This window comes from Pantoea sp. VS1 (genome assembly GCF_002207995.1).
Taxonomy (GTDB): domain Bacteria; phylum Pseudomonadota; class Gammaproteobacteria; order Enterobacterales; family Enterobacteriaceae; genus Pantoea; species Pantoea dispersa.
In genome coordinates, this window is sequence record NZ_NHZE01000004.1 from 230,582 (window position 1) to 249,510 (window position 18,929).

Annotated in this window: 19 protein-coding genes and 3 tRNA genes; 13 read left to right on the forward strand and 9 right to left on the reverse strand. The window is 57.3% G+C overall.

The genetic code is table 11. The features are described 5' to 3' along the window. The first annotated feature begins 35 nt into the window (after positions 1-35). The 3 genes from CBW22_RS01700 to rnt all read left to right on the forward strand — a co-directional run bounded on the left by CBW22_RS01700 (position 36) and on the right by rnt (position 2,419). On the forward strand, positions 36-1,133 hold the full coding sequence (locus CBW22_RS01700) for an alkene reductase (protein ID WP_058776267.1): 1,098 nt from the start codon (positions 36-38) through the stop codon (positions 1,131-1,133). A 101-nt stretch (positions 1,134-1,234) separates the two neighbouring features. After that, on the forward strand, positions 1,235-1,642 hold the full coding sequence (gene gloA, locus CBW22_RS01705) for a lactoylglutathione lyase (protein WP_021314698.1): 408 nt from the start codon (positions 1,235-1,237) through the stop codon (positions 1,640-1,642). Positions 1,643-1,750: 108 nt separating this feature from the next. After that, on the forward strand, positions 1,751-2,419 hold the full coding sequence (rnt, locus tag CBW22_RS01710; RefSeq protein ID WP_021506216.1) for a ribonuclease T: 669 nt from the start codon (positions 1,751-1,753) through the stop codon (positions 2,417-2,419). A gap of 53 nt (positions 2,420-2,472) precedes the next feature. Here rnt and CBW22_RS01715 read toward each other — a convergent pair whose 3' ends face one another. Next, positions 2,473-2,805: a Grx4 family monothiol glutaredoxin gene (locus CBW22_RS01715; RefSeq protein WP_021506217.1), complete on the reverse strand. Its 333-nt coding sequence runs from the start codon at positions 2,803-2,805 to the stop codon at positions 2,473-2,475. 366 nt (positions 2,806-3,171) lie between these two features. Between CBW22_RS01715 and CBW22_RS01720 the strand changes: the two genes are divergently transcribed. Beyond that, a complete protein-coding gene (locus CBW22_RS01720; RefSeq protein ID WP_088515856.1) occupies positions 3,172-3,963 on the forward strand; it encodes a C40 family peptidase in 792 nt (263 codons plus the stop codon). A 56-nt stretch (positions 3,964-4,019) separates the two neighbouring features. On the opposite strand, the gene cydH is transcribed toward CBW22_RS01720, so the two are convergent. Then, entirely contained in the window at positions 4,020-4,109 is a 90-nt protein-coding gene (gene cydH / locus CBW22_RS25895) for a cytochrome bd-I oxidase subunit CydH (RefSeq protein WP_021506219.1), read from the reverse strand. Between the two features lie 273 nt (positions 4,110-4,382). Here cydH and purR point away from each other — a divergent pair, with 273 nt between their 5' ends. After that, the gene (purR, locus tag CBW22_RS01725) at positions 4,383-5,408 is read left to right on the forward strand and encodes an HTH-type transcriptional repressor PurR (RefSeq protein WP_021506220.1); all 1,026 of its coding nucleotides are present in this window, start codon (positions 4,383-4,385) and stop codon (positions 5,406-5,408) included. Here purR and punR read toward each other — a convergent pair. Continuing rightward, a complete protein-coding gene (gene punR / locus CBW22_RS01730; protein WP_088515857.1) occupies positions 5,405-6,316 on the reverse strand; it encodes a DNA-binding transcriptional activator PunR in 912 nt (303 codons plus the stop codon). The genes purR and punR overlap by 4 nt on opposite strands. 109 nt (positions 6,317-6,425) lie before the next feature. Between punR and punC the strand changes: the two genes are divergently transcribed. After that, positions 6,426-7,628: a purine nucleoside transporter PunC gene (punC, locus tag CBW22_RS01735; protein ID WP_088515858.1), complete on the forward strand. Its 1,203-nt coding sequence runs from the start codon at positions 6,426-6,428 to the stop codon at positions 7,626-7,628. Positions 7,629-7,938: 310 nt separating this feature from the next. Continuing rightward, on the forward strand, positions 7,939-9,087 hold the full coding sequence (gene cfa, locus CBW22_RS01740; RefSeq protein WP_088515859.1) for a cyclopropane fatty acyl phospholipid synthase: 1,149 nt from the start codon (positions 7,939-7,941) through the stop codon (positions 9,085-9,087). Positions 9,088-9,135: 48 nt separating this feature from the next. On the opposite strand, the gene CBW22_RS01745 is transcribed toward cfa, so the two are convergent. Further along, complete coding sequence (locus CBW22_RS01745) at positions 9,136-9,792, reverse strand: riboflavin synthase subunit alpha (protein WP_088515860.1); 657 nt, start codon at positions 9,790-9,792, stop codon at positions 9,136-9,138. Between the two features lie 198 nt (positions 9,793-9,990). On the opposite strand from CBW22_RS01745, the gene CBW22_RS01750 reads away from it, so the two are divergent. The 6 genes from CBW22_RS01750 to CBW22_RS01775 all read left to right on the forward strand — a co-directional run bounded on the left by CBW22_RS01750 (position 9,991) and on the right by CBW22_RS01775 (position 14,063). Further along, entirely contained in the window at positions 9,991-11,364 is a 1,374-nt protein-coding gene (locus tag CBW22_RS01750) for an MATE family efflux transporter (protein WP_088515861.1), read from the forward strand. Between the two features lie 153 nt (positions 11,365-11,517). Next, a tRNA-Val gene (locus tag CBW22_RS01755) sits at positions 11,518-11,594 on the forward strand. Between the two features lie 3 nt (positions 11,595-11,597). Then, a tRNA-Val gene (locus CBW22_RS01760) sits at positions 11,598-11,674 on the forward strand. Between the two features lie 12 nt (positions 11,675-11,686). Further along, positions 11,687-11,763 (forward strand) — tRNA-Val (locus tag CBW22_RS01765). A 344-nt stretch (positions 11,764-12,107) separates the two neighbouring features. Continuing rightward, positions 12,108-13,520 carry a pyruvate kinase PykF gene (pykF, locus tag CBW22_RS01770; RefSeq protein ID WP_021506226.1) on the forward strand — a complete coding sequence of 471 codons (1,413 nt, stop codon included), beginning with the start codon at positions 12,108-12,110 and terminating at the stop codon, positions 13,518-13,520. Positions 13,521-13,826: 306 nt separating this feature from the next. Continuing rightward, positions 13,827-14,063, forward strand: a complete 237-nt coding sequence (locus CBW22_RS01775; RefSeq protein WP_007374746.1) for a major outer membrane lipoprotein — start codon at positions 13,827-13,829, stop codon at positions 14,061-14,063. Between the two features lie 75 nt (positions 14,064-14,138). Here the strand turns inward: CBW22_RS01775 and CBW22_RS01780 are convergent, their stop codons facing one another. The 5 genes from CBW22_RS01780 to sufC all read right to left on the reverse strand — a co-directional run bounded on the left by CBW22_RS01780 (position 14,139) and on the right by sufC (position 18,894). Continuing rightward, the gene (locus CBW22_RS01780; protein ID WP_058757683.1) at positions 14,139-15,176 is read right to left on the reverse strand and encodes a L,D-transpeptidase family protein; all 1,038 of its coding nucleotides are present in this window, start codon (positions 15,174-15,176) and stop codon (positions 14,139-14,141) included. A 62-nt stretch (positions 15,177-15,238) separates the two neighbouring features. Continuing rightward, positions 15,239-15,655 (reverse strand): cysteine desulfuration protein SufE, encoded by a 417-nt coding sequence (sufE, locus tag CBW22_RS01785; RefSeq protein WP_021506228.1) that lies wholly within the window; start codon positions 15,653-15,655, stop codon positions 15,239-15,241. A 20-nt stretch (positions 15,656-15,675) separates the two neighbouring features. Beyond that, positions 15,676-16,899 carry a cysteine desulfurase SufS gene (gene sufS, locus CBW22_RS01790; RefSeq protein WP_088515862.1) on the reverse strand — a complete coding sequence of 408 codons (1,224 nt, stop codon included), beginning with the start codon at positions 16,897-16,899 and terminating at the stop codon, positions 15,676-15,678. After that, complete coding sequence (sufD, locus tag CBW22_RS01795) at positions 16,896-18,173, reverse strand: Fe-S cluster assembly protein SufD (protein ID WP_021506230.1); 1,278 nt, start codon at positions 18,171-18,173, stop codon at positions 16,896-16,898. Before sufD ends, sufS begins: the two co-directional genes overlap by 4 nt. Beyond that, on the reverse strand, positions 18,148-18,894 hold the full coding sequence (gene sufC, locus CBW22_RS01800) for a Fe-S cluster assembly ATPase SufC (protein WP_021506231.1): 747 nt from the start codon (positions 18,892-18,894) through the stop codon (positions 18,148-18,150). Before sufC ends, sufD begins: the two co-directional genes overlap by 26 nt. Positions 18,895-18,929 lie beyond the last annotated feature (35 nt).

Here is an 18,929-nt window from a genome sequence, read left to right on the forward strand (position 1 = left end):
AATTTCTAGACGACCGGTCTATTACAGGAGTCATCATGGCGAGTAAACAGCTGTTCACCCCGCTGAAAGTGGGCGCGATTACCGTACCTAACCGTGTATTTATGGCGCCGCTGACGCGTCTGCGCAGCATTGAACCGGGCGATATTCCTACCCCGCTGATGGCGGAGTATTATCAGCAGCGCGCCAGCGCGGGTCTGATCATTACCGAAGCCACCCAGGTTTCGTTCCAGGCGAAAGGCTACGCCGGTGCGCCGGGTTTACACACCGCGGAGCAGATTGCTGCGTGGAAAATGATTAACGAAGGCATTCACGCCGCGCACGGTCACAGCGCCGTTCAGCTGTGGCACACCGGCCGCATCTCGCATAATAGCGTGCAGCCGGATGGCAAAGCGCCGGTCGCACCGTCCGCGATCGCCGCTGGCACCCGCACCTCGCTGCGCGCCGCCGACGGCAGCGTATACCGCGAAGATACCTCCATGCCGCGTGAACTGAGCGTGGCAGAAATCCAGCAGATCGTTAAAGACTTCGGCCAGGCGGCAGCCAATGCGCGCGACGCCGATTTTGACCTGCTGGAGCTGCACTCTGCGCACGGCTATCTGATGCATCAGTTCCTCGCACCGGGTTCTAACCAGCGTACCGATGAATACGGCGGTTCGATTGAGAAGCGCGGCCGTTTCGCGCTGGAAGTGGTCGATGCGGCGATTGCTAACTGGTCAGCCGATCGCATCGGTATCCGCATCTCGCCAATCGGCGCCTTCCAGAATCTGGAAAACGGTCCTGATGAAGAAGAAGCGGCACTTTGGTACATCAGCGAACTGGGCAAGCGCGGCCTCGCCTACCTGCACCTGTCTGAGCCTGACTGGGCGGGCGGTAAGCCTTACACCGATGAGTTCCGCCAGAAAGTGCGTGCCGCCTTCCCGGGCGTGATTATCGGTGCCGGTGCCTACACCGTGGAAAAAGCGGACGATCTGATTGCGCGTGGCTTGATTGACGCGGTGGCCTTTGGCCGTGACTTCATCGCCAACCCGGATCTGGTGGCGCGCCTGCAGCAGGATGCACCGCTTAACCCGCAGCGTCCGGAGAGCTTCTACGGCGGCGGCGCGGAAGGTTACACCGACTACCCGACACTGTAAGTCAAACGCGGCCGCAGCGGATGTGCGGCCGCGTGCTTTCTTCAGGGCATTCCCTCGCTATACTAAGCGGGTTCCCTGATGACTTTTAAAAAGAGGATGTTATGCGTTTACTTCACACTATGTTACGCGTTGGCGATCTGCAGCGCTCCATCGATTTTTACACCCGCGTGCTGGGCATGCGCGTGCTGCGTCAGAGCGAAAACACCGAATACAAATACACCCTGGCTTTCGTGGGTTACACCGAAGAGAGCGAAGGGGCGGTCATTGAGCTGACCTACAACTGGGGCGTGGATAAATACGACCTCGGCAATGCCTACGGCCACATCGCGCTGGGCGTGGATGATGTCGCGGCGACCTGCGACCGTATCCGTCAGGCGGGCGGTAACGTCACGCGTGAAGCTGGCCCGGTCAAAGGCGGCAGCACCATCATCGCTTTCGTGGAAGATCCGGACGGTTACAAAATCGAGCTGATCGAAAACAAACACGCCGGTCACGGCCTCGGCAACTAATGCCGTTAGTCAGCCTGCTAATTTGCGGGCTGACTTCCCTCTCCTGCTGCACCCTGCGCCGATTTTTGCCATAATGCGCGCTGCCCCATTTCCTGCAATGAGATCCTGATGTCTGAATCGAACGCCTTAAACGCTCTCCATCAACGCTTCCGTGGTTTTTATCCTGTGGTGATTGACGTTGAAACCGCCGGTTTTAATGCGCAAACCGATGCGCTGCTGGAAATCGCCGCCACCACGTTAAAAATGGATGAGGATGGCTGGCTGCACCGCGATGAAACCCTGCATTTCCACGTGGAGCCGTTCGAAGGGGCGATTCTCAATCCCGAAGCGCTGGCGTTTACCGGCATCGACCCCAGTAATCCGCTGCGCGGCGCGGTGAGTGAATATGAGGCGCTGCACGCCATTTTCAAAATGGTGCGTAAAGGCACCAAAGACAGCGGCTGTAACCGGGCGATTATCGTGGCGCACAATGCCACCTTTGATCACAATTTTCTGATGGCGGCGGCAGAGCGCACCGGCATGAAGCGTAACCCGTTCCACCCGTTCGCCACCTTTGACACCGCCGCACTGAGCGGGCTGGTGCTGGGACAAACGGTACTGGCGAAGGCCTGTAAAGCGGCGGGGATAGATTTTGACAGCACTCAGGCGCACTCGGCACTGTACGATACCGAACAGACCGCCACGCTGTTTTGCGAACTGGTGAATCGCTGGAAACGCCTCGGCGGCTGGCCGCTGGCGGTGAGTGAAGAGCCGGCCGAAGACGATGCCTCAGCCTGAGGCCCGTCAGACCGCAGCCAAAAAAAAGGCCGACACTGCTGTCGGCCTTTTTCTTATTCTGCTTCTTTATGCTTCTCAGCGGTCTCTTTGATCAGCGGTTGCAGTTCGCCGCGCTGGAACATCTCAACGATGATGTCACAGCCGCCGACCAGCTCGCCATCCACCCACAGCTGCGGGAAAGTTGGCCAGTTGGCGTATTTCGGTAACTCAGCGCGGATATCCGGATTTTGCAGAATGTCTACGTACGCAAAGCGCTCACCACAGGCAGACAGCGCCTGTACCGCCTGCGCAGAGAAACCGCAGCTTGGCAGTTTCGGCGAACCTTTCATGTACAGCAGGATCGGGTTTTCTGCGATCTGGCGCTGAATTTTTTCAACAGTACTCATTTTTGCCTTCCTTAATCCTTCACTTCGTGTTTGTTTATTGTAGCGACTTCGCCCCGCGACTGAAAACGGGATTTTGCCTTAGCCGGCGCATATCGCCATGTTTGTTAAGTTCGCGCGCCACGAATAACATTTTCATATCATTAATAAGCATTAATCAATTAATAATTAGCAATAATTCCGCTGGGTTAAGCAGCTGAAATCGCTCATTTTTGCCCCACTTTCAGTACCGTGACAGATTAATGGAAAAAGACCTTACCTTTTGCAAAAAAAGTGGATTAGAATTGCCCCGGTGCTGATCGTCGATCAGATTTTTCTAACTTTACCGCGGTCTGGCTTCCTGCCGACGGCTTAACCTGTAACCGGACTATGCGTTTACTGATTACGCTTTTCATACTGGCTTTTGCCCAACTGTTCTTTAATGTGGCGGCGGCTTCTCCGCATGCGCCGGTTAATGCCAGTTTGCAGAAAGCGGAGAAAAAGAACGCGCGAGAAGATGAGCGTCGCAAACGACGCCCGGTGAAAACCACCAGCAAAAAGTCACGCCTGACGTCGGTACAGAAGTTCAGGCTGAAAAAACAGCAGAAAAGCGAAACGGTACTTCAGCACTCCACCCAGCGCAAATCCTCACTTAAGCTCAGTGCGAAAAAATATGGTCATCAGCGGCTGGCGAAAAAATCGCGTGACGTTGCCGTTGATGATGAAGTGCAGCAGCTGAGCGGCATTAAAATGAGCAAAGCCCACCGCCTGCGCTATCAAAAAGCGCGCGAAACCGCGATGACGAAACTGATGGGCCAGCTGGGTAAACCGTATCAGTGGGGAGGCACCTCACCGCATACCGGTTTCGACTGCAGTGGTTTAGTGTGGTACGCCTACAAAGATCTGGTGAAGTTTAAATTTCCCCGCACCGCCAATGAGATGTATCACCTGCGCGACGCCGCGCCGATCAAGCGCGAGATGCTGGAGAAAGGCGATCTGGTGTTCTTCCGCATCAACAACCGCGGCACCGCCGACCATGTCGGGGTTTATCTGGGCAATGGTAAATTCATTCAGTCTCCGCGCACCGGTAAGGACATTCAGATTAGCGCGCTGGGCGAGGATTACTGGCAGAAGCATTACGTTGGCGCACGCCGTATGATGACGCCGAAAACCGTGCGCTAACCTCAGCGTTGCGCAACAAAAAAGCCGGTGGCTGCTCAGCAGCACCGGCTTTTTTATTAATGTAGAATGGCGGTAAAGCTAAAGGCAATAATCATCAGCAGAGCAGCGGCGGTGGTGGTCAATGCCAGTTTTAAATCGGTACTCATCACAACTCCTTAGTCACACAGTTTGCATGGTTAAATAATTTTCGCACAGTGATGGGCAAAAATCTCGTGTTATCCGCCCCGGCTTGCTAGAATCGCCGCCTTTCGTTGCGCAACAGATTTAGCGCATGCTGCATTGACAGCCTGCTGAAGGATGTTTCCCTGCCCGATTAAGCAGATTGGCCCTGATATTCAGGGCGCAAAACCATTAGCAGACGCAAACGTTTAACAATATACTTATCAGTAAGTTGCGATAAGCCCAGGAGTACCATTTTCATGGCAACCATTAAAGATGTGGCGAAACGCGCCGGGGTCTCAACCACCACGGTTTCGCATGTCATCAACAAAACGCGTTTTGTCGCGGAAGAGACGCGTAACGCCGTATGGGAAGCGATTAAAGCGCTGCACTACTCACCGAGCGCGGTGGCCCGCAGCCTGAAGGTGAATCACACCAAGACGCTGGGCCTGCTGGCGACCTCCAGCGAAGCGCCCTACTTCGCCGAAATTATTGAAGCCGTGGAGAATCACTGCTTTGAGCGTGGTTACACGCTGATTCTCGGCAACGCGCACAACGATCTGCAAAAACAGCGCGCTTATCTTTCGATGATGGCGCAAAAGCGCGTCGATGGCCTGCTGGTCATGTGCTCCGAATATCCCGACGATCTGCTGCAGATGCTGGAAGAGAACCGCAATATCCCGATGGTGGTCATGGACTGGGGCGAATCGCGCGGGGACTTTACCGATACCGTGCAGGACAATGCGTTCCACGGCGGTTACCTCGCCGGACGATACCTGATTGAGCGCGGCCATCGCGATATCGGTGCTATCCCTGGCCAGATGGAGCGCAACACCGGTGGCGGTCGTCATGCGGGTTTTCTGCAGGCGATGCAGGAAGCGGGCATCAGCGTCCGTCCCGAGTGGATTGTGCAGGGTGACTTCGAACCGGAGTCAGGTTATCAGGCAATGCAGCAGATCCTGAATCAGAAACAGCGCCCGACGGCGGTGTTTTGCGGCGGCGATATCATGGCGATGGGCGCGATTTGCGCGGCCGACGAGATGGGACTGCGCGTGCCGCAGGATATTTCGGTGATTGGCTACGACAATGTGCGCAACGCGCGCTACTTCACCCCGGCGCTGACAACCGTGCACCAGCCGAAAGCGCAGCTGGGGGAAAAGGCACTGGAGATGCTGCTGGACCGAATCACCAGCAAACGCGAAGAACCGCAGACCATTGAAGTGCAGCCCACGCTGATTGAGCGCCGCTCCGTGGCCGATGGCCCGTTCCGCGATTACCGCCGTTAAGCCGCCTTCTCGCTGAGCCACTCGTGGTTCAGCGTCTCCGCATCGCCCAGATATTCCAGCAACCACGCCAGCGCCGGTGACGCGCGCTGCTCAGCCCAGCTAACGCAACATGGGCTGTCCGGAAACGGCTGCGGCAACGCCAGCTCCACCAGCGCGCCGCTGTCCAGCAGCGGGCGCGCCAGGTGCCCCGGCACCATGCCCACGCACAATCCGGCCTGCAGGCAATCCAGCCCGGTTTCCCACTCCGGCACCACCAGCCGCCGCTGGTTATCCAGCGTCCATGTCATGCGGCGCGGCAGCGCGCGCGACGTATCTTCCAGCACCAGCGATGGCCAGGCGCGCAGGGTTTCGTCGTCCAGCTGCGGGCTGTGAGCCAGCGCATGCTGCGGACTCACCACGCAGCGCCAGTTGAGCGCGCCCATATCCTGAAAAGCGAAGCGGCCGCCGACCGGAATGGCCTGGGTGGCGCCAATCGCCACATCGACACGCCCATCAGCCAGCGCGTCCCACACGCCGTTAAATACTTCGTAGCTGATGATCAGCTCCATATCGGGGAAATGGCGGTAAAAATCCTTTACCAGCTGGCGGGTGCGCTGCGGTTTGACGATGCAATCTACCGCGATACTGAGCTGACCGCGCCAGCCGTTGGCCAGCTGCTGACACTGACGGCGCGTGGCCAGCATTTTTTTGATAACAGATCGCCCTTCGCGCACAAAGTGCTCGCCTGCTGCCGTTAACACCACTTCGCGATGCTGCCGCTCAAACAGCGGTACCGCCAGCCAGCCTTCCAGCTGGCGCACGGTATAGCTGATGGCAGAGGGCACGCGGTGCAGCTCCTGCGCCGCCGCGCTAAAACTGCCGGTGCGCGCTACCGCGTCCACCACCTCAAGTGCATATTCCGACCACATAGTTTTCCCATCAAAAATTTTAACAGCACCCTGCAAATATTAGCGTTTCACAAAGCCCGCTGCACCCTTTTACACTCCCCGCCGTTCAACCTGCCGAATGAGAAAAACCATGCTGTCATCCAAAGGATTTCTGCCTTACCTTGCCGTGCTGAGCATGCTCGGCTTTCTGGCCACCGATATGTATTTACCCGCCTTCGGCGCCATGCAGCGCGACTTTGCTTCCGCACCGGGCACCATCAGCGCCAGCCTGAGCCTGTTTCTGGGCGGCTTTGCCTGTGCGCAGGTGCTGTGGGGCGTGCTGTCGGATCGCTTTGGCCGTAAACCCATTCTGCTGGCGGGCCTGAGCCTGTTTGCGCTGAGCTGTCTTGCCATGCTGTGGGTGACTAACGTCTGGCTGATGCTGGCGCTGCGCTTTGTGCAGGCGGCAGGCGTGTGCGCCGCAGCAGTGAGCTGGCAGGCGCTGGTGGTTGATCGCTATCCGCAGGCCAAAGCCAACAAAGTGTTTGCCACGATTATGCCGCTGGTGGCGCTGTCACCGGCGCTGGCACCGCTGCTGGGGGCCTGGCTGATGGCCCATTTTCACTGGCGCGCCATTTTCCTCGCGCTCACGCTGGTGACGCTGGTGCTGCTGTTCGGCACGCTGAAACTGGCCAGCGCGCCGCGTGCGCGCCACGACAGCACGCCGCAGCCGGGCTGGCTGACGCTGCTGGCGACGCGTATTTACAGCGGTAACGTACTGATTTATGCCGCCTGCTCCGCCAGTTTCTTCGCCTGGCTGACCGGCTCGCCGTTTATCCTCGCCGCCGCGGGTCTGAGCCCGGCGGACATTGGCCTGAGCTATATTCCGCAGACCATCGCCTTCCTGCTGGGCGGATTTGGCTGTCGCGCACTGCTGAACCGCTTTCAGGGTGCGCAGCTGCTGCCGTGGTTGCTGATGATTTACAGCCTGAGCATTCTGGGTCTGTTTGCGGTGGCGCTGATGACTACGCCGCCGCTGGTGGCTCTGCTGCTGCCGTTCTGCGGCATGGCGCTGGCCAATGGCGCGATTTACCCGATTGTGGTGTCCAGCGCCCTCGCCCCGTTCCCGCAGGCCACCGGCAAAGCGGCCGGCCTGCAGAATCTGCTGCAGCTGGGCTTATGCTTCCTCGCCAGCCTGATTGTTTCCGCCGGTCTGCAGCAGGCGCTGTTACATACCACACTGGTCATGGTGGCCACGGTGATCCTCGCCTGGGCCGGTTTCCTGTGGCAGCGCAGCGCCAGCGCACAAAGTGATATTGCTCACGCTTCCCGCCCCTGCGAAGATAATTGCTAAGGCAACGATTATCGTTAGCAAACTAACGATAAGCCATTGAATACTGACCTGCGTGAGCATATACTCAGTGGGTCAGCATTTCTGCAACAAATCAATAACATAATGAGCGTATTTTTTAGCGACACTGTCGCTGGGATGGCGTCTGCACGATATTCACCTCCGGAGTTGTGGCAGACATCTCTATTCAGATTCATACCTCTGTAGTACGTCGGCTATCTGGCGCACGGATTTTCCGTGAGTTCTCTCACAGGCCTGAGGAATTTGACTATTCTTTTTCTCAGGTTCAAATCGGAAAGGTGATGGAGAAGCTATGAGTTCATCGTGTATAGAAGAAGTGAGCCTTGAAGAAAACCAATGGTTTCGTATCGCCCATGAATTACTGGAGCGGGCGGACATTCACATCAACGGCACACGCCCCTGGGATATTCAGGTCAGACATGCGGATTTTTTCAAACGAGTCCTGCAGGAGGGATCGCTGGGCCTCGGTGAAAGCTACATGGACGGCTGGTGGGAGTGTGAACGTCTGGATATGTTCTTCCACCGCGTGCTGAAACATCATCTGGATAAGCAGTTACCGCACCATTTTAAAGACACGCTGCGCATCGCTGCGGCGCGCCTCACCAATCTGCAGTCAAAGAAACGCGCCTGGATTGTTGGTAAAGAGCACTACGATCTTGGCAACGACCTGTTTTCACTGATGCTCGATCCGTTTATGCAGTACTCCTGCGGCTACTGGAAAAGCGCGGAAACGCTGGAGCAGGCACAGCAGGACAAGCTGGATATGATCTGCCGCAAGCTGCAGCTTGAGCCGGGCATGACGCTACTTGATATCGGCTGCGGCTGGGGCGGACTGGCGGAATTCGCCGCGCGTCATTACGGGGTGAAAGTGCATGGCGTGACTATCTCTGCCGAGCAGCAGAAAATGGCGCAGCAGCGCTGTGCCGGTCTGGATGTGACCATTCTGCTGCAGGATTACCGTGATTTGAACCAGCAGTTTGACCGCATCGTGTCGGTGGGCATGTTCGAACACGTCGGGCCGAAAAACTATGCCACCTACTTCGATGTGGTTGATCGTAACCTGAAACCGGAAGGCCTGTTTTTGCTGCACACCATTGGGGCGATCAGAACCGACATGAACGTCGACCCGTGGATCGATAAATACATTTTCCCCAACGGCTGTTTACCGTCGGTACGGCAGATTGCCGATGCCAGCGAATCTCACTTCATCATGGAAGACTGGCACAACTTTGGCGCGGATTATGACACCACGCTGATGGCCTGGTACGAGCGATTTCAGGCGGCATGGCCGCAGCTGGCGGAGAAGTATGGCGAGCGTTTCAAACGGATGTTCAGCTATTACCTCAACGCCTGCGCCGGTGCGTTTCGCGCGCGGGATATTCAGCTGTGGCAGGTAGTTTTCAGCCGCGGCGCTGAAGGCGGTTTGCGCGTGGCGCGTTGATTTCCGAGCCAGGACAAAAGGCGCTTACCGCGCCTTTTTTATTCGCGATTACTCCGCGTCCGGCAGCGTTTGTGCCACCAGCGCGGCAGCCGCGGCATCACGCTGCGCCAGCACACGTTCGACGGTGTCGACAATCGCCTGGGTATGCGGATCGATTTCGATATTGACCCGGTGCCCCAGCTTCTTCGCGCCCAGCGTGGTGCGCTCCAGCGTTTCCGGGATCAGGTGCACGCAGAACTTACTTTTGGTGACATCACCGACTGTCAGGCTGATACCATCGATGCCGACGAATCCTTTATGCAGAATATATTTGATCTGCTCAGCGTCCTGTAATTTAAACCACACTTCGCGGTTATTCTCTGACTGGATAATTTTACAGATTTCGGCGGTGGTCATAATATGGCCGGACATCAGGTGTCCGCCAATTTCATCGCTGAATTTCGCGGCGCGCTCAATATTCACGATGTCACCAACCTGTAATTCACCGAGGTTGGTGATGCGCAGCGTCTCTTTGATGAGATCGAAGCTGACGCGATCGCCGTCAATGGCGGTCACCGTCAGGCAGCACCCGTTGTGCGCTACCGAGGCGCCCAGCGCCAGGCCGGGCAGCAGCTCAGCAGGCAAGCGCACGGTGTGGGTGCGGAACAACTCTTTTTCTTCAATGGCGACAATTTCTGCCGTGCCCTGCACAATTCCGGTAAACATAATTTCAGCCTCTGCGAAGTTTGTGGCAGTTTATCACAGCTTGCGCCGCAAGGTTTAATTTGCCGGCGCGCAAACTTTACACAAATGGCGCAGCCAAATGCGATCAATGTTTGGCGGAAGTGCGGGCTACCGCTACACTAGGTCGCGCATTCTTTGGGGATTCCGCCCCGCTCTCTTCTTAAATTACGCAGGTGATACGTGCAGAAGTATTTAACAGAAGCGCGTCAATTGCTGGCCCTCGCGATCCCGGTCATTCTTGCTCAGGTGGCACAGACCGCGATGGGATTTGTGGATACCATAATGGCCGGTGCGGTGAGCGCCACGGATATGGCCGCCGTTGCTGTCGGCACCTCTATCTGGCTTCCCGCCATTTTGTTTGGTCATGGTCTGCTGCTGGCATTGACGCCAACCGTTGCGCAACTCAACGGATCCGGGCGACGCGAACGCATCGCAGAACAGGTGCGCCAGGGTTACTGGCTGGCGGCGGGCGTGGCGCTGCTGATTATGGTGGTGCTGTGGAACGCCGGTTACCTGATTCACACCATGCATGACATTGATCCTCAGCTGGCGGCCAAAGCAGAAGGCTATCTGCACGCGCTGCTGTGGGGCGCACCGGGCTACCTGTTTTTCCAGGTGGCACGTAATCAGTGTGAAGGGCTTTCGAAGACCAAGCCGGCGATGCTGCTGGGTTTCCTCGGCCTGCTGACCAACATTCCGCTGAACTATGTGTTTATTTACGGCCATTTCGGTATGCCTGCGCTGGGCGGCGTGGGCTGTGGCGTCGCCACCGCGTCGGTTTACTGGGTGATGTATCTGGTGATGCGCTTCTGGCTGAAGCGCATGCCGGCCATGCGCGATATTCGCATGCATAACCGCTGGTCGCCACCGTCGCGCACCATCCTGACGCGCCTGTTCACGCTGGGATTACCGGTCGCGCTGGCGCTGTTTTTCGAGGTCACGCTGTTTGCCGTGGTGGCGCTGCTGGTGTCGCCACTCGGCATTGTGAAAGTCGCTGGTCATCAGATCGCGCTCAACTTTAGCTCGCTGATGTTTGTGCTGCCGCTGTCACTCGGCGTCGCCACCACCATTCGTGTCGGCTACCGTCTGGGCCAGGGCTCGGCCGAACAGGCCCGCATCGCCGCGTGGACCGGTCAGGGCGTGGGTATCACCATGGCGGCGATAACCGCGCTGTTTACCGTGACCTTCCGCCACGATATTGCCGCGCTCTATACCGCGAATCCGGAAGTGATTACCCTGGCGGCGCAGCTGATGCTGCTGGCGGCCATCTACCAGTTCTCAGATTCGATTCAGGTGATCGGCAGCGGTATCCTGCGCGGCTATAAGGACACGCGCTCGATCTTCTTTATTACCCTGATCGCCTACTGGGTGCTGGGACTGCCGGTGGGTTACGTGCTGGCGCTGACCGACTGGGTGGTGGCACCGCTGGGGCCGGCCGGTTTCTGGTGCGGATTTATCGTCGGTCTGACGTCGGCAGCGGTGATGATGATCTGGCGCATCCGCCGTCTGCAGCGTTTACCGGCGCAGGTGATTCTGGCGCGCGCCGCGCGCTAAGTGGCTGAGCGGGCGTTTATTTGGCCCGCAATGGCGAAAAAAACGACGCATAGCACAGTTGCTGGTCAGTCGTCAGGAAAAATCATTTTTCCGCTTGCCAGCATCACGGCCTGCCGTTAATATTCGTCCCCGCTGTCGCCCTGACAGCGTGTTGCGCTCTTAGCTCAGTTGGTTAGAGCACCACCTTGACATGGTGGGGGTCGATGGTTCGAGTCCATTAGAGCGCACCAAGTGCGTCCGTAGCTCAGTTGGTTAGAGCACCACCTTGACATGGTGGGGGTCGGTGGTTCGAGTCCACTCGGACGCACCAGATTTCTGAAATGCGCTCTTAGCTCAGTTGGTTAGAGCACCACCTTGACATGGTGGGGGTCGATGGTTCGAGTCCATTAGAGCGCACCACTTTTGCTGTTATCTCCCTTGCGCAACTCGCCTTTCCTTGATCTGAGTCGGTTTTCTCCCTCTGCTTTTATATTGGTTTTCGCATACTTAGCGACTATACTATGCCGCGTTGTTCCACCTGAAAGGTTTCAGCGCTAACGTGCCTATGCCAGCCACTTACATCATTTGCGCAACGCCGTCGCTACGGTCTCTCCGCCCGGCGCATAACTTCTCTGCACGCTTAGCCGTCGTCACCTATTCTTACTTCTGTGTCAAACGTACCAACACCAAACAGATTTTTACTTCGGTGCCAGGCGCATCGAACCCCGACCTTTATCATCCATCACAACTTACAGAAATCTGACATGAAAAAGACCAAGATCGTTTGTACTATCGGTCCGAAAACCGAATCCGAAGAGATGCTGACTCAACTGCTGGAAGCGGGCATGAACGTCATGCGCCTGAACTTCTCTCACGGGGATTATGCCGAACATGGTCAGCGCATCACCAACATGCGTGCCGTCATGGAAAAAACCGGTCGCCAGGCCGCGATTCTGCTGGACACCAAAGGCCCGGAAATCCGTACCATGAAACTGGACGGTGGCAACGATGTGTCCCTGAAAGCTGGCCAGACCTTCACCTTCACCACCGATCAGTCAGTGATTGGTAACAGCGAGCGCGTTGCCGTTACTTACGCCGGTTTCACCGAAGACCTGAAAATTGGTAACACCGTGCTGGTCGACGATGGTCTGATCGGCATGGAAGTCACCGAAGTCACGGAAAACACCGTGGTGTGTAAAGTGCTGAACAATGGCGACCTTGGCGAAAACAAAGGCGTCAACCTGCCGGGCGTGTCCATTCAGCTGCCGGCGCTGGCGGAAAAAGACAAACGTGATCTGATCTTCGGCTGCGAGCAAGGCGTGGATTTCGTTGCGGCTTCCTTCATCCGTAAACGTTCTGACGTGCTGGAAATCCGTGAGCACCTGAAAGCCCACGGCGGTGAGCACATTCAGATCATCTCCAAGATCGAAAACCAGGAAGGCCTGAACAACTTCGACGAGATCCTGGAAGCCTCTGACGGCATCATGGTCGCGCGTGGTGACCTCGGTGTGGAAATCCCGGTTGAAGAAGTGATCTTCGCGCAGAAGATGATGATCAAGAAGTGTAATAAAGCGCGCAAAGTGGTAATCACCGCGACGCAGATGCTGGATTCCATGATCAAGAACCCGCGCCCTACCCGTGCTGAAGCCGGCGACGTGGCCAACGCCATCCTCGACGGCACCGACGCGGTGATGCTGTCCGGTGAGAGCGCCAAGGGTAAATACCCGCTGGAGTCGGTCACCATCATGGCGACCATCTGCGAGCGTACCGATCGCGTGATGAAATCGCGCATCGATTCCCTGCAGGATTCGCGCAAGCTGCGTATCACTGAAGCAGTGTGCCGTGGCGCCGTTGAGACCGCTGAGAAACTGGAAGCGCCGGTGATTGTGGTGGCGACCGAAGGCGGTAAGTCAGCTAAATCCGTGCGTAAATACTTCCCGGATGCCACCATTCTGGCCCTGACCACTAACCAGACCACCGCGCGTCAGCTGATCCTCAGTAAAGGGATTGAAACGCGTCTGGTGAGCGAAATCGCCTCGACCGATGATTTCTACCGCATCGGCAAAGAGATGGCGCTGCAGAGCGGCTACGCGCAGAAAGGCGATGTTGTGGTGATGGTTTCGGGTGCGCTGGTACCGAGCGGAACCACCAACACCGCGTCGGTGCACGTACTCTGATCGAGCCGGTGATGTTTATTTAAAAGAGCGCCTTTCGGGGCGCTTTTTTTTATTCCGCGCCTAAGACAGAAAGCGGAAAATTCCAATCGATAATAACTATTCAATATCCCGCAGAATTAAGGTTAATCCGATTAAATCTCTCTGTTTTCGCTAAATATTTTCATCATGTTCTGCGAAACGCTGCTTCTTTGAGCGAACGATCAAATTTAAGCATGTTCTCATCAAAAATTTATTCTCAACTTAAAAAGCTTTGTGTAATACTTGTAACGCTACATGGAGATTAACTCAATCTAGAGGGTATAAATAATGAATCGTACTAAACTGGTACTGGGCGCGGTAATCCTGGGTTCAACTCTGCTGGCTGGTTGCTCAAGCAACGCTAAAATCGACCAGCTGTCTTCAGACGTTCAGACTCTGAACGCTAAAGTTGACCAGCTGAGCAACGACGTGAACGCAATCCGTTCTGACGTTCAGGCTGCTAAAGACGACGCAGCTCGCGCTAACCAGCGTCTGGACAACCAGGCTCACTCTTACCGTAAGTAAGAGTTCTGGTTTGAAAAATGGTGCCCTTGTGGCACCATTTTTTTTGTCCGGATTCTGCCGTCCGCTGGCCCTGAATCACGGTGTCGCAGCGGCTTCGCCCTGCGCCTGACTGATGGTGGCTTGCGCACCGCCTGTTGCCCCCTGCTGCGTCTGCAGCACTGCCGGCAGCGGCGTCGCCTCACTCACCGGTTCCCCACTGCTCACCAGTACCGGCATGCCTGAACGACGTTCAATCGCCGCCTTAATCAGCGCACTGTCGCTCTTCGCACTCTTTATAAAGGCTTTCAGCGGCGCGCTCAGCGCAATTGGCATGGTCTGCGGATCGTCCTGTTCATTACGCGACAGCGGCTGGTGTACCTCGATGTAGCGTTTGCCGTCGGGTTCGATGGCATATTTGATCGGCTGGTTAATCACCTGTACACGTGTACCCTGCGGCACGCTGTTGAACAGCGCTTCGATATCGTCCGGACGCAAACGAATACAGCCGGAGCTGACGCGCATCCCGATGCCGAAGTCGGCGTTGGTGCCGTGAATCAGATACTGGCCGCTGCCGCGCGCCAGACGCAGCGCAAACAGCCCCATCGGGTTATCCGGCCCGGCAGGCACCATCGCGGGCAGCGTGATGCCCTCTTTGGCGTAGCGTTTGCGGATATTGACGGTGGGCGTCCAGGTGGGGTTAGGGATTTTCTGGCTGATACTCGTCACCATACTGGGCGTGGCGGCACCTAACTGGCCGATGCCGATCGGATACACCACTACGCGATTTTCCCCTTTGGGATAGTAGTAGAGACGCAGTTCGGCCAGGTTGATCACGATGCCTTCACGCGGCGCATCCGGCAGCAGCATCTGCAGCGGCACGGTAAGCTGCGTTCCGGCCTTCGGCAGCCAGGGGTCGACGCCCGGGTTGGCTTCCAGCATGCCAAGCATGCCTATCTTATAACGCGCGGCAATGCTCTCCAGCGGCCGTTTGTCATCCGGGACGGTGGTCAGGGTGTTTTCGCCAATCAAACGGCTATCAGCGGCTGGCAGGGGGTATTCCGTAGCAAACGCAGGTGCAGACAGTCCGAAACAGGACAACAGCAATGCACCGGCTAAACGAAGCGCAGGTTTCATGCAATTTTCTCTTTGTCGGATGGAACAGACCCCGGTCATGGCCGGGGTCTGGAGAGTGTAACTTAGCTGAGAGACTGTGCGTTATGCCGGATCGCGCGAATCATCGCTTCCAGCCCCTGCGAACGCGAAGGGGTGAGGTGTTGCGTCAGGGCCAGTTCGCCGAACCAGTGGGCGACATCCAGTGCCAGAATCTCTGGCGCTTTCAGACCCTGATACAGGCTAAATACCACGGCAATCAAACCCTTAACGATGGCGGCATCGCTGTCACCTTCAAAAGCAATGGTGCCGTCTGCCTGTGGGGTCATGCGAATCCATACCTGACTCTGACAGCCGGAAATGACGTACTGCGGCTGATGCAAGCTTTCAGAGGATTCTGGTAATTTTGCCCCGAGTTCAATGATGTAGAGGTACTTCTCTTCCCAGTTGGCGCAACGATTGAAGTTGCGCACCAGTTTCTCTTTTTCTGGCAGGTTTGCCATGCATAACTCCTGAAATCTGCTCAACCGCCCAGCAGACGATGAATGCGCGTCAGGCCAGCCGCCAGGCGATCGGCTTCCTCTTCGCTGTTGTAGAGCGCGAAAGAGGCGCGACACATCGCGGGCACCGCATAATGACGCATCAGCGGCATGGCACAGTGGTGGCCGGTGCGGATGGCAATGCCGTACTGGTCGAGGAAGCTGCCAACGTCAAACGCGTGGTGCTTACCGAGGTTAAACGCCACCACGCCGCTGCGCTCGGCCGGGCCGTAAATAACCAGGTCCGGCACCGACGCCAGCTTGTCCAGCGCGTAACGCATCAGCTGGCTCTCGCGCTGATGGATCGTCTCCAGACCGAGTTCGCTGATCCACGTCAGCGCCGCGCCGAGACCGATAATGCCGCCGGTGTTCGGCGTGCCGGCCTCAAAGCGCCATGGTGCGCCATTCCAGGTGGTGCCGGTGGGCAGCATGACCTGATCGATCATCGAACCGCCGCCTTCCCACGGTGGCATGATCTCCTGCAGCGCCTTACGCGCGTACAGCACGCCAATCCCGGTCGGCCCATAGATTTTATGGCCGGAGAACACGTAGAAATCGCAGCCGATATCCTGCACGTCAACGGGGTGGTGCATCACAGACTGAGCACCGTCCACCAGCGTCACCACGCCTGCGGCTTTCGCCTGCGCCACGATGGCTTTCACCGGGTTAACCGTGCCGAGCACGTTGGAAACGTGCGTCACGGCCAGCAGGCGCGTACGGCTGTCGATCAGCCCCGCCAGTTGTTCCAGCGCCAGCTCGCCGTTGTCGTTAAGCGGCAGCACACGGATTTCCGCGCCGGTGCGCTGCGCCACCATCTGCCATGGCACGATGTTGGCGTGATGCTCCATCTCAGTGACGATCAGGTTATCGCCCGGCTGCAGCTGACTGCCGCCCCAGCTGTTAGCCACCAGATTGATGCCTTCGGTGGTGCCTTTAACAAAGATGATCTCTTCGGCTGCCGCGGCATGCAGAAAACGCGCCGCCTGGGCGCGCACGTTTTCCATGTCGCTGGTCGCCTGCGCGCTCAGCGAGTGAATGCCACGGTGCACGGCCGCATAGCCGTGCTGATAGAAGTGACTTTCCGCGTTGATCACCGCGAGCGGGCGCTGTGCGCTGGCCGCGCTGTCAAGGTAGGCCAGCGGATGTCCGTTGACCTCACGACTCAGAATCGGAAACTCCGCTCTGACTCGTTCGAGATCGAAACTCATGACTCAACTCCCGGGAAACGATCGGTAATACGTTGCAGCACCACCTGACGCAGCGCGTCATCTTCCAGCGCTTCCGTCAGTTCAGCGGCGAAAGCATGGATGATCATCTGCTGCGCCGCGTCTTCGGCGATGCCGCGCGAGCGCAGGTAGAACATCTGCTCGTCGTCGATGCGACCGATAGTCGCGCCGTGGCTGCACTTGACATCATCGGCGTAGATTTCCAGCTGCGGCTTGGTGTCCACTTCCGCCAGGCGACCGAGCAACAGGTTGTTGTTGGTCATCTGGCCGTCAGTTTTCAGCGCGTGCTGCGCCACTTTGATGTGGCCGTTAAACACCGAGCGCCCTTTGTCACGCGAAATGGTTTTGTGCAGCTGGCGACTCAGGCAGTGGCCTTTGTTGTGCTCCAGATAGCTGCGCGTATCCGCCACTTCGCTGCCTACCGGCAGCACCAGGCTATTCAGCGACAGCTGGGTGTTCTCACCATTCAGCTGCACGCTGGTGTTGTGACGCGACAAACCGGCACCCAGCAGGAAGCTGGTGCTGCTCACCTGCGCGTCACGGCCAATCACGATGTCGTTGTGCGCAAAGTGATAGCTGCTGCTCTCTTCAAACGCCAGCTTGGTATGCTTCAGCTGCGCATTGTCGCCCACCGCAAAGGTAAAGCGCGCGCCGGTGAAGTGGGCGCTGCCATTCAGCGTCACGTAATGCTCGATCACCTGCGCTTCCGCGCCGGACTCCAGCTCCAGATGGTGACGATGATGCACCGTGTTGAGCGCATCCGCCTGCCCGCTGGTAATGTGCAGCAGATAGAGCGGCTGCGCCGCAGCTTTGCCGCGCGGCAGACGAATCGAGGTCACCTCTTCCGCCAGACTTTCCGTCAGGTGCAGGAACACCTCCGGCTGTACCGCGGCCGGTAACGGACGTCGCTCAGCGGCACGGCTGTGCTGCACGTCAAACAGACCGGTGTCACGCGCGCTCAGCTCAGGCTGGAAGCGGCCGTCGACGAACACCAGGCAAATCGCGTCCAGCGGCAGCGCCAGCGCAGCCACCTGCTCAGCGCTCACGCCTGGCGCGTCCGCCTGCACGAACTGCTGTGCCAGCAGGCTGTCCAGCGCGGTGTATTTCCAGTTTTCATGCTTGCGCGTCGGCAGGCCGACACGCATCAATTGCTGCCAGTGCTGCTGTGCCTGCAGCGAACGCTGCTCGCCGCGTGACTCAAACAGGTGATGCCACTGCTGCAGCGCGTTATCACTCCTGGTCGGTAAGCCAGCCATAGCCTTGCTCCTCCAGCTGTTTCACCAGCGTAAAGTCGCCAGACTTCACGATTTTGCCCTGATACAGCACGTGCACGTGATCTGGCTTGATGTAATCCAGGATGCGCTGGTAGTGCGTTACGATGATGAATGAGCGCTTGCCGTCGCGCAGGCTGTTCACGCCTTCTGCAACAATTTTCAGCGCATCGATATCCAGACCGGAGTCGGTTTCATCGAGGATGCACAGCTCAGGCTCCAGCGCCGCCATCTGCAGGATGTCATTACGCTTCTTCTCACCGCCGGAGAAGCCGACGTTGACGGAACGGGTCAGCAGATCTTCCGGCATCTTCAGCAGCTTGATCTTGTCTTCGATGAAGTCCTGGAAGTCGAAACGGTCCAGCTCTTCCTGCTCACGGTATTTACGCACCGCATTGACTGAGGTCTGCAGGAAAAACTGGTTGCTGACGCCCGGGATCTCGACCGGGTACTGAAACGCCATGAAGATGCCTTCACCGGCACGCTCTTCCGGCTCCAGCTCCAGCAGGTCCTTGCCTTTAAAGGTCACGGAACCGCCGGTGATTTCATAATCTTCACGACCGGCCAGCGTGGCAGACAGGGTGCTCTTGCCGGAACCGTTCGGGCCCATAATGGCATGCACTTCGCCCGGCTTAACCTCAAGGTTCAGACCGCGCAAAATCTCTTTGTCTTCAACGCTAACCTGTAAATCTTTAATGCTTAACATACTCTTTCCTTCACATTGCTTCCGGCAACGCGTGT

What these genes read in the sequence shown, in the direction of transcription:
- CBW22_RS01700 (WP_058776267.1), top strand. Translation starts at nt 36, where the DNA reads ATGGCGAGTAAACAGCTGTTCACCCCGCTGAAAGTGGGCGCGATTACC.
- gloA (WP_021314698.1), top strand. Translation starts at nt 1,235, where the DNA reads ATGCGTTTACTTCACACTATGTTACGCGTTGGCGATCTGCAGCGCTCC.
- rnt (WP_021506216.1), top strand. Translation starts at nt 1,751, where the DNA reads ATGTCTGAATCGAACGCCTTAAACGCTCTCCATCAACGCTTCCGTGGT.
- CBW22_RS01715 (WP_021506217.1), bottom strand. Translation starts at nt 2,805, where the DNA reads ATGAGTACTGTTGAAAAAATTCAGCGCCAGATCGCAGAAAACCCGATC.
- CBW22_RS01720 (WP_088515856.1), top strand. Translation starts at nt 3,172, where the DNA reads ATGCGTTTACTGATTACGCTTTTCATACTGGCTTTTGCCCAACTGTTC.
- cydH (WP_021506219.1), bottom strand. Translation starts at nt 4,109, where the DNA reads ATGAGTACCGATTTAAAACTGGCATTGACCACCACCGCCGCTGCTCTG.
- purR (WP_021506220.1), top strand. Translation starts at nt 4,383, where the DNA reads ATGGCAACCATTAAAGATGTGGCGAAACGCGCCGGGGTCTCAACCACC.
- punR (WP_088515857.1), bottom strand. Translation starts at nt 6,316, where the DNA reads ATGTGGTCGGAATATGCACTTGAGGTGGTGGACGCGGTAGCGCGCACC.
- punC (WP_088515858.1), top strand. Translation starts at nt 6,426, where the DNA reads ATGCTGTCATCCAAAGGATTTCTGCCTTACCTTGCCGTGCTGAGCATG.
- cfa (WP_088515859.1), top strand. Translation starts at nt 7,939, where the DNA reads ATGAGTTCATCGTGTATAGAAGAAGTGAGCCTTGAAGAAAACCAATGG.
- CBW22_RS01745 (WP_088515860.1), bottom strand. Translation starts at nt 9,792, where the DNA reads ATGTTTACCGGAATTGTGCAGGGCACGGCAGAAATTGTCGCCATTGAA.
- pykF (WP_021506226.1), top strand. Translation starts at nt 12,108, where the DNA reads ATGAAAAAGACCAAGATCGTTTGTACTATCGGTCCGAAAACCGAATCC.
- CBW22_RS01775 (WP_007374746.1), top strand. Translation starts at nt 13,827, where the DNA reads ATGAATCGTACTAAACTGGTACTGGGCGCGGTAATCCTGGGTTCAACT.
- CBW22_RS01780 (WP_058757683.1), bottom strand. Translation starts at nt 15,176, where the DNA reads ATGAAACCTGCGCTTCGTTTAGCCGGTGCATTGCTGTTGTCCTGTTTC.
- sufE (WP_021506228.1), bottom strand. Translation starts at nt 15,655, where the DNA reads ATGGCAAACCTGCCAGAAAAAGAGAAACTGGTGCGCAACTTCAATCGT.
- sufS (WP_088515862.1), bottom strand. Translation starts at nt 16,899, where the DNA reads ATGAGTTTCGATCTCGAACGAGTCAGAGCGGAGTTTCCGATTCTGAGT.
- sufD (WP_021506230.1), bottom strand. Translation starts at nt 18,173, where the DNA reads ATGGCTGGCTTACCGACCAGGAGTGATAACGCGCTGCAGCAGTGGCAT.
- sufC (WP_021506231.1), bottom strand. Translation starts at nt 18,894, where the DNA reads ATGTTAAGCATTAAAGATTTACAGGTTAGCGTTGAAGACAAAGAGATT.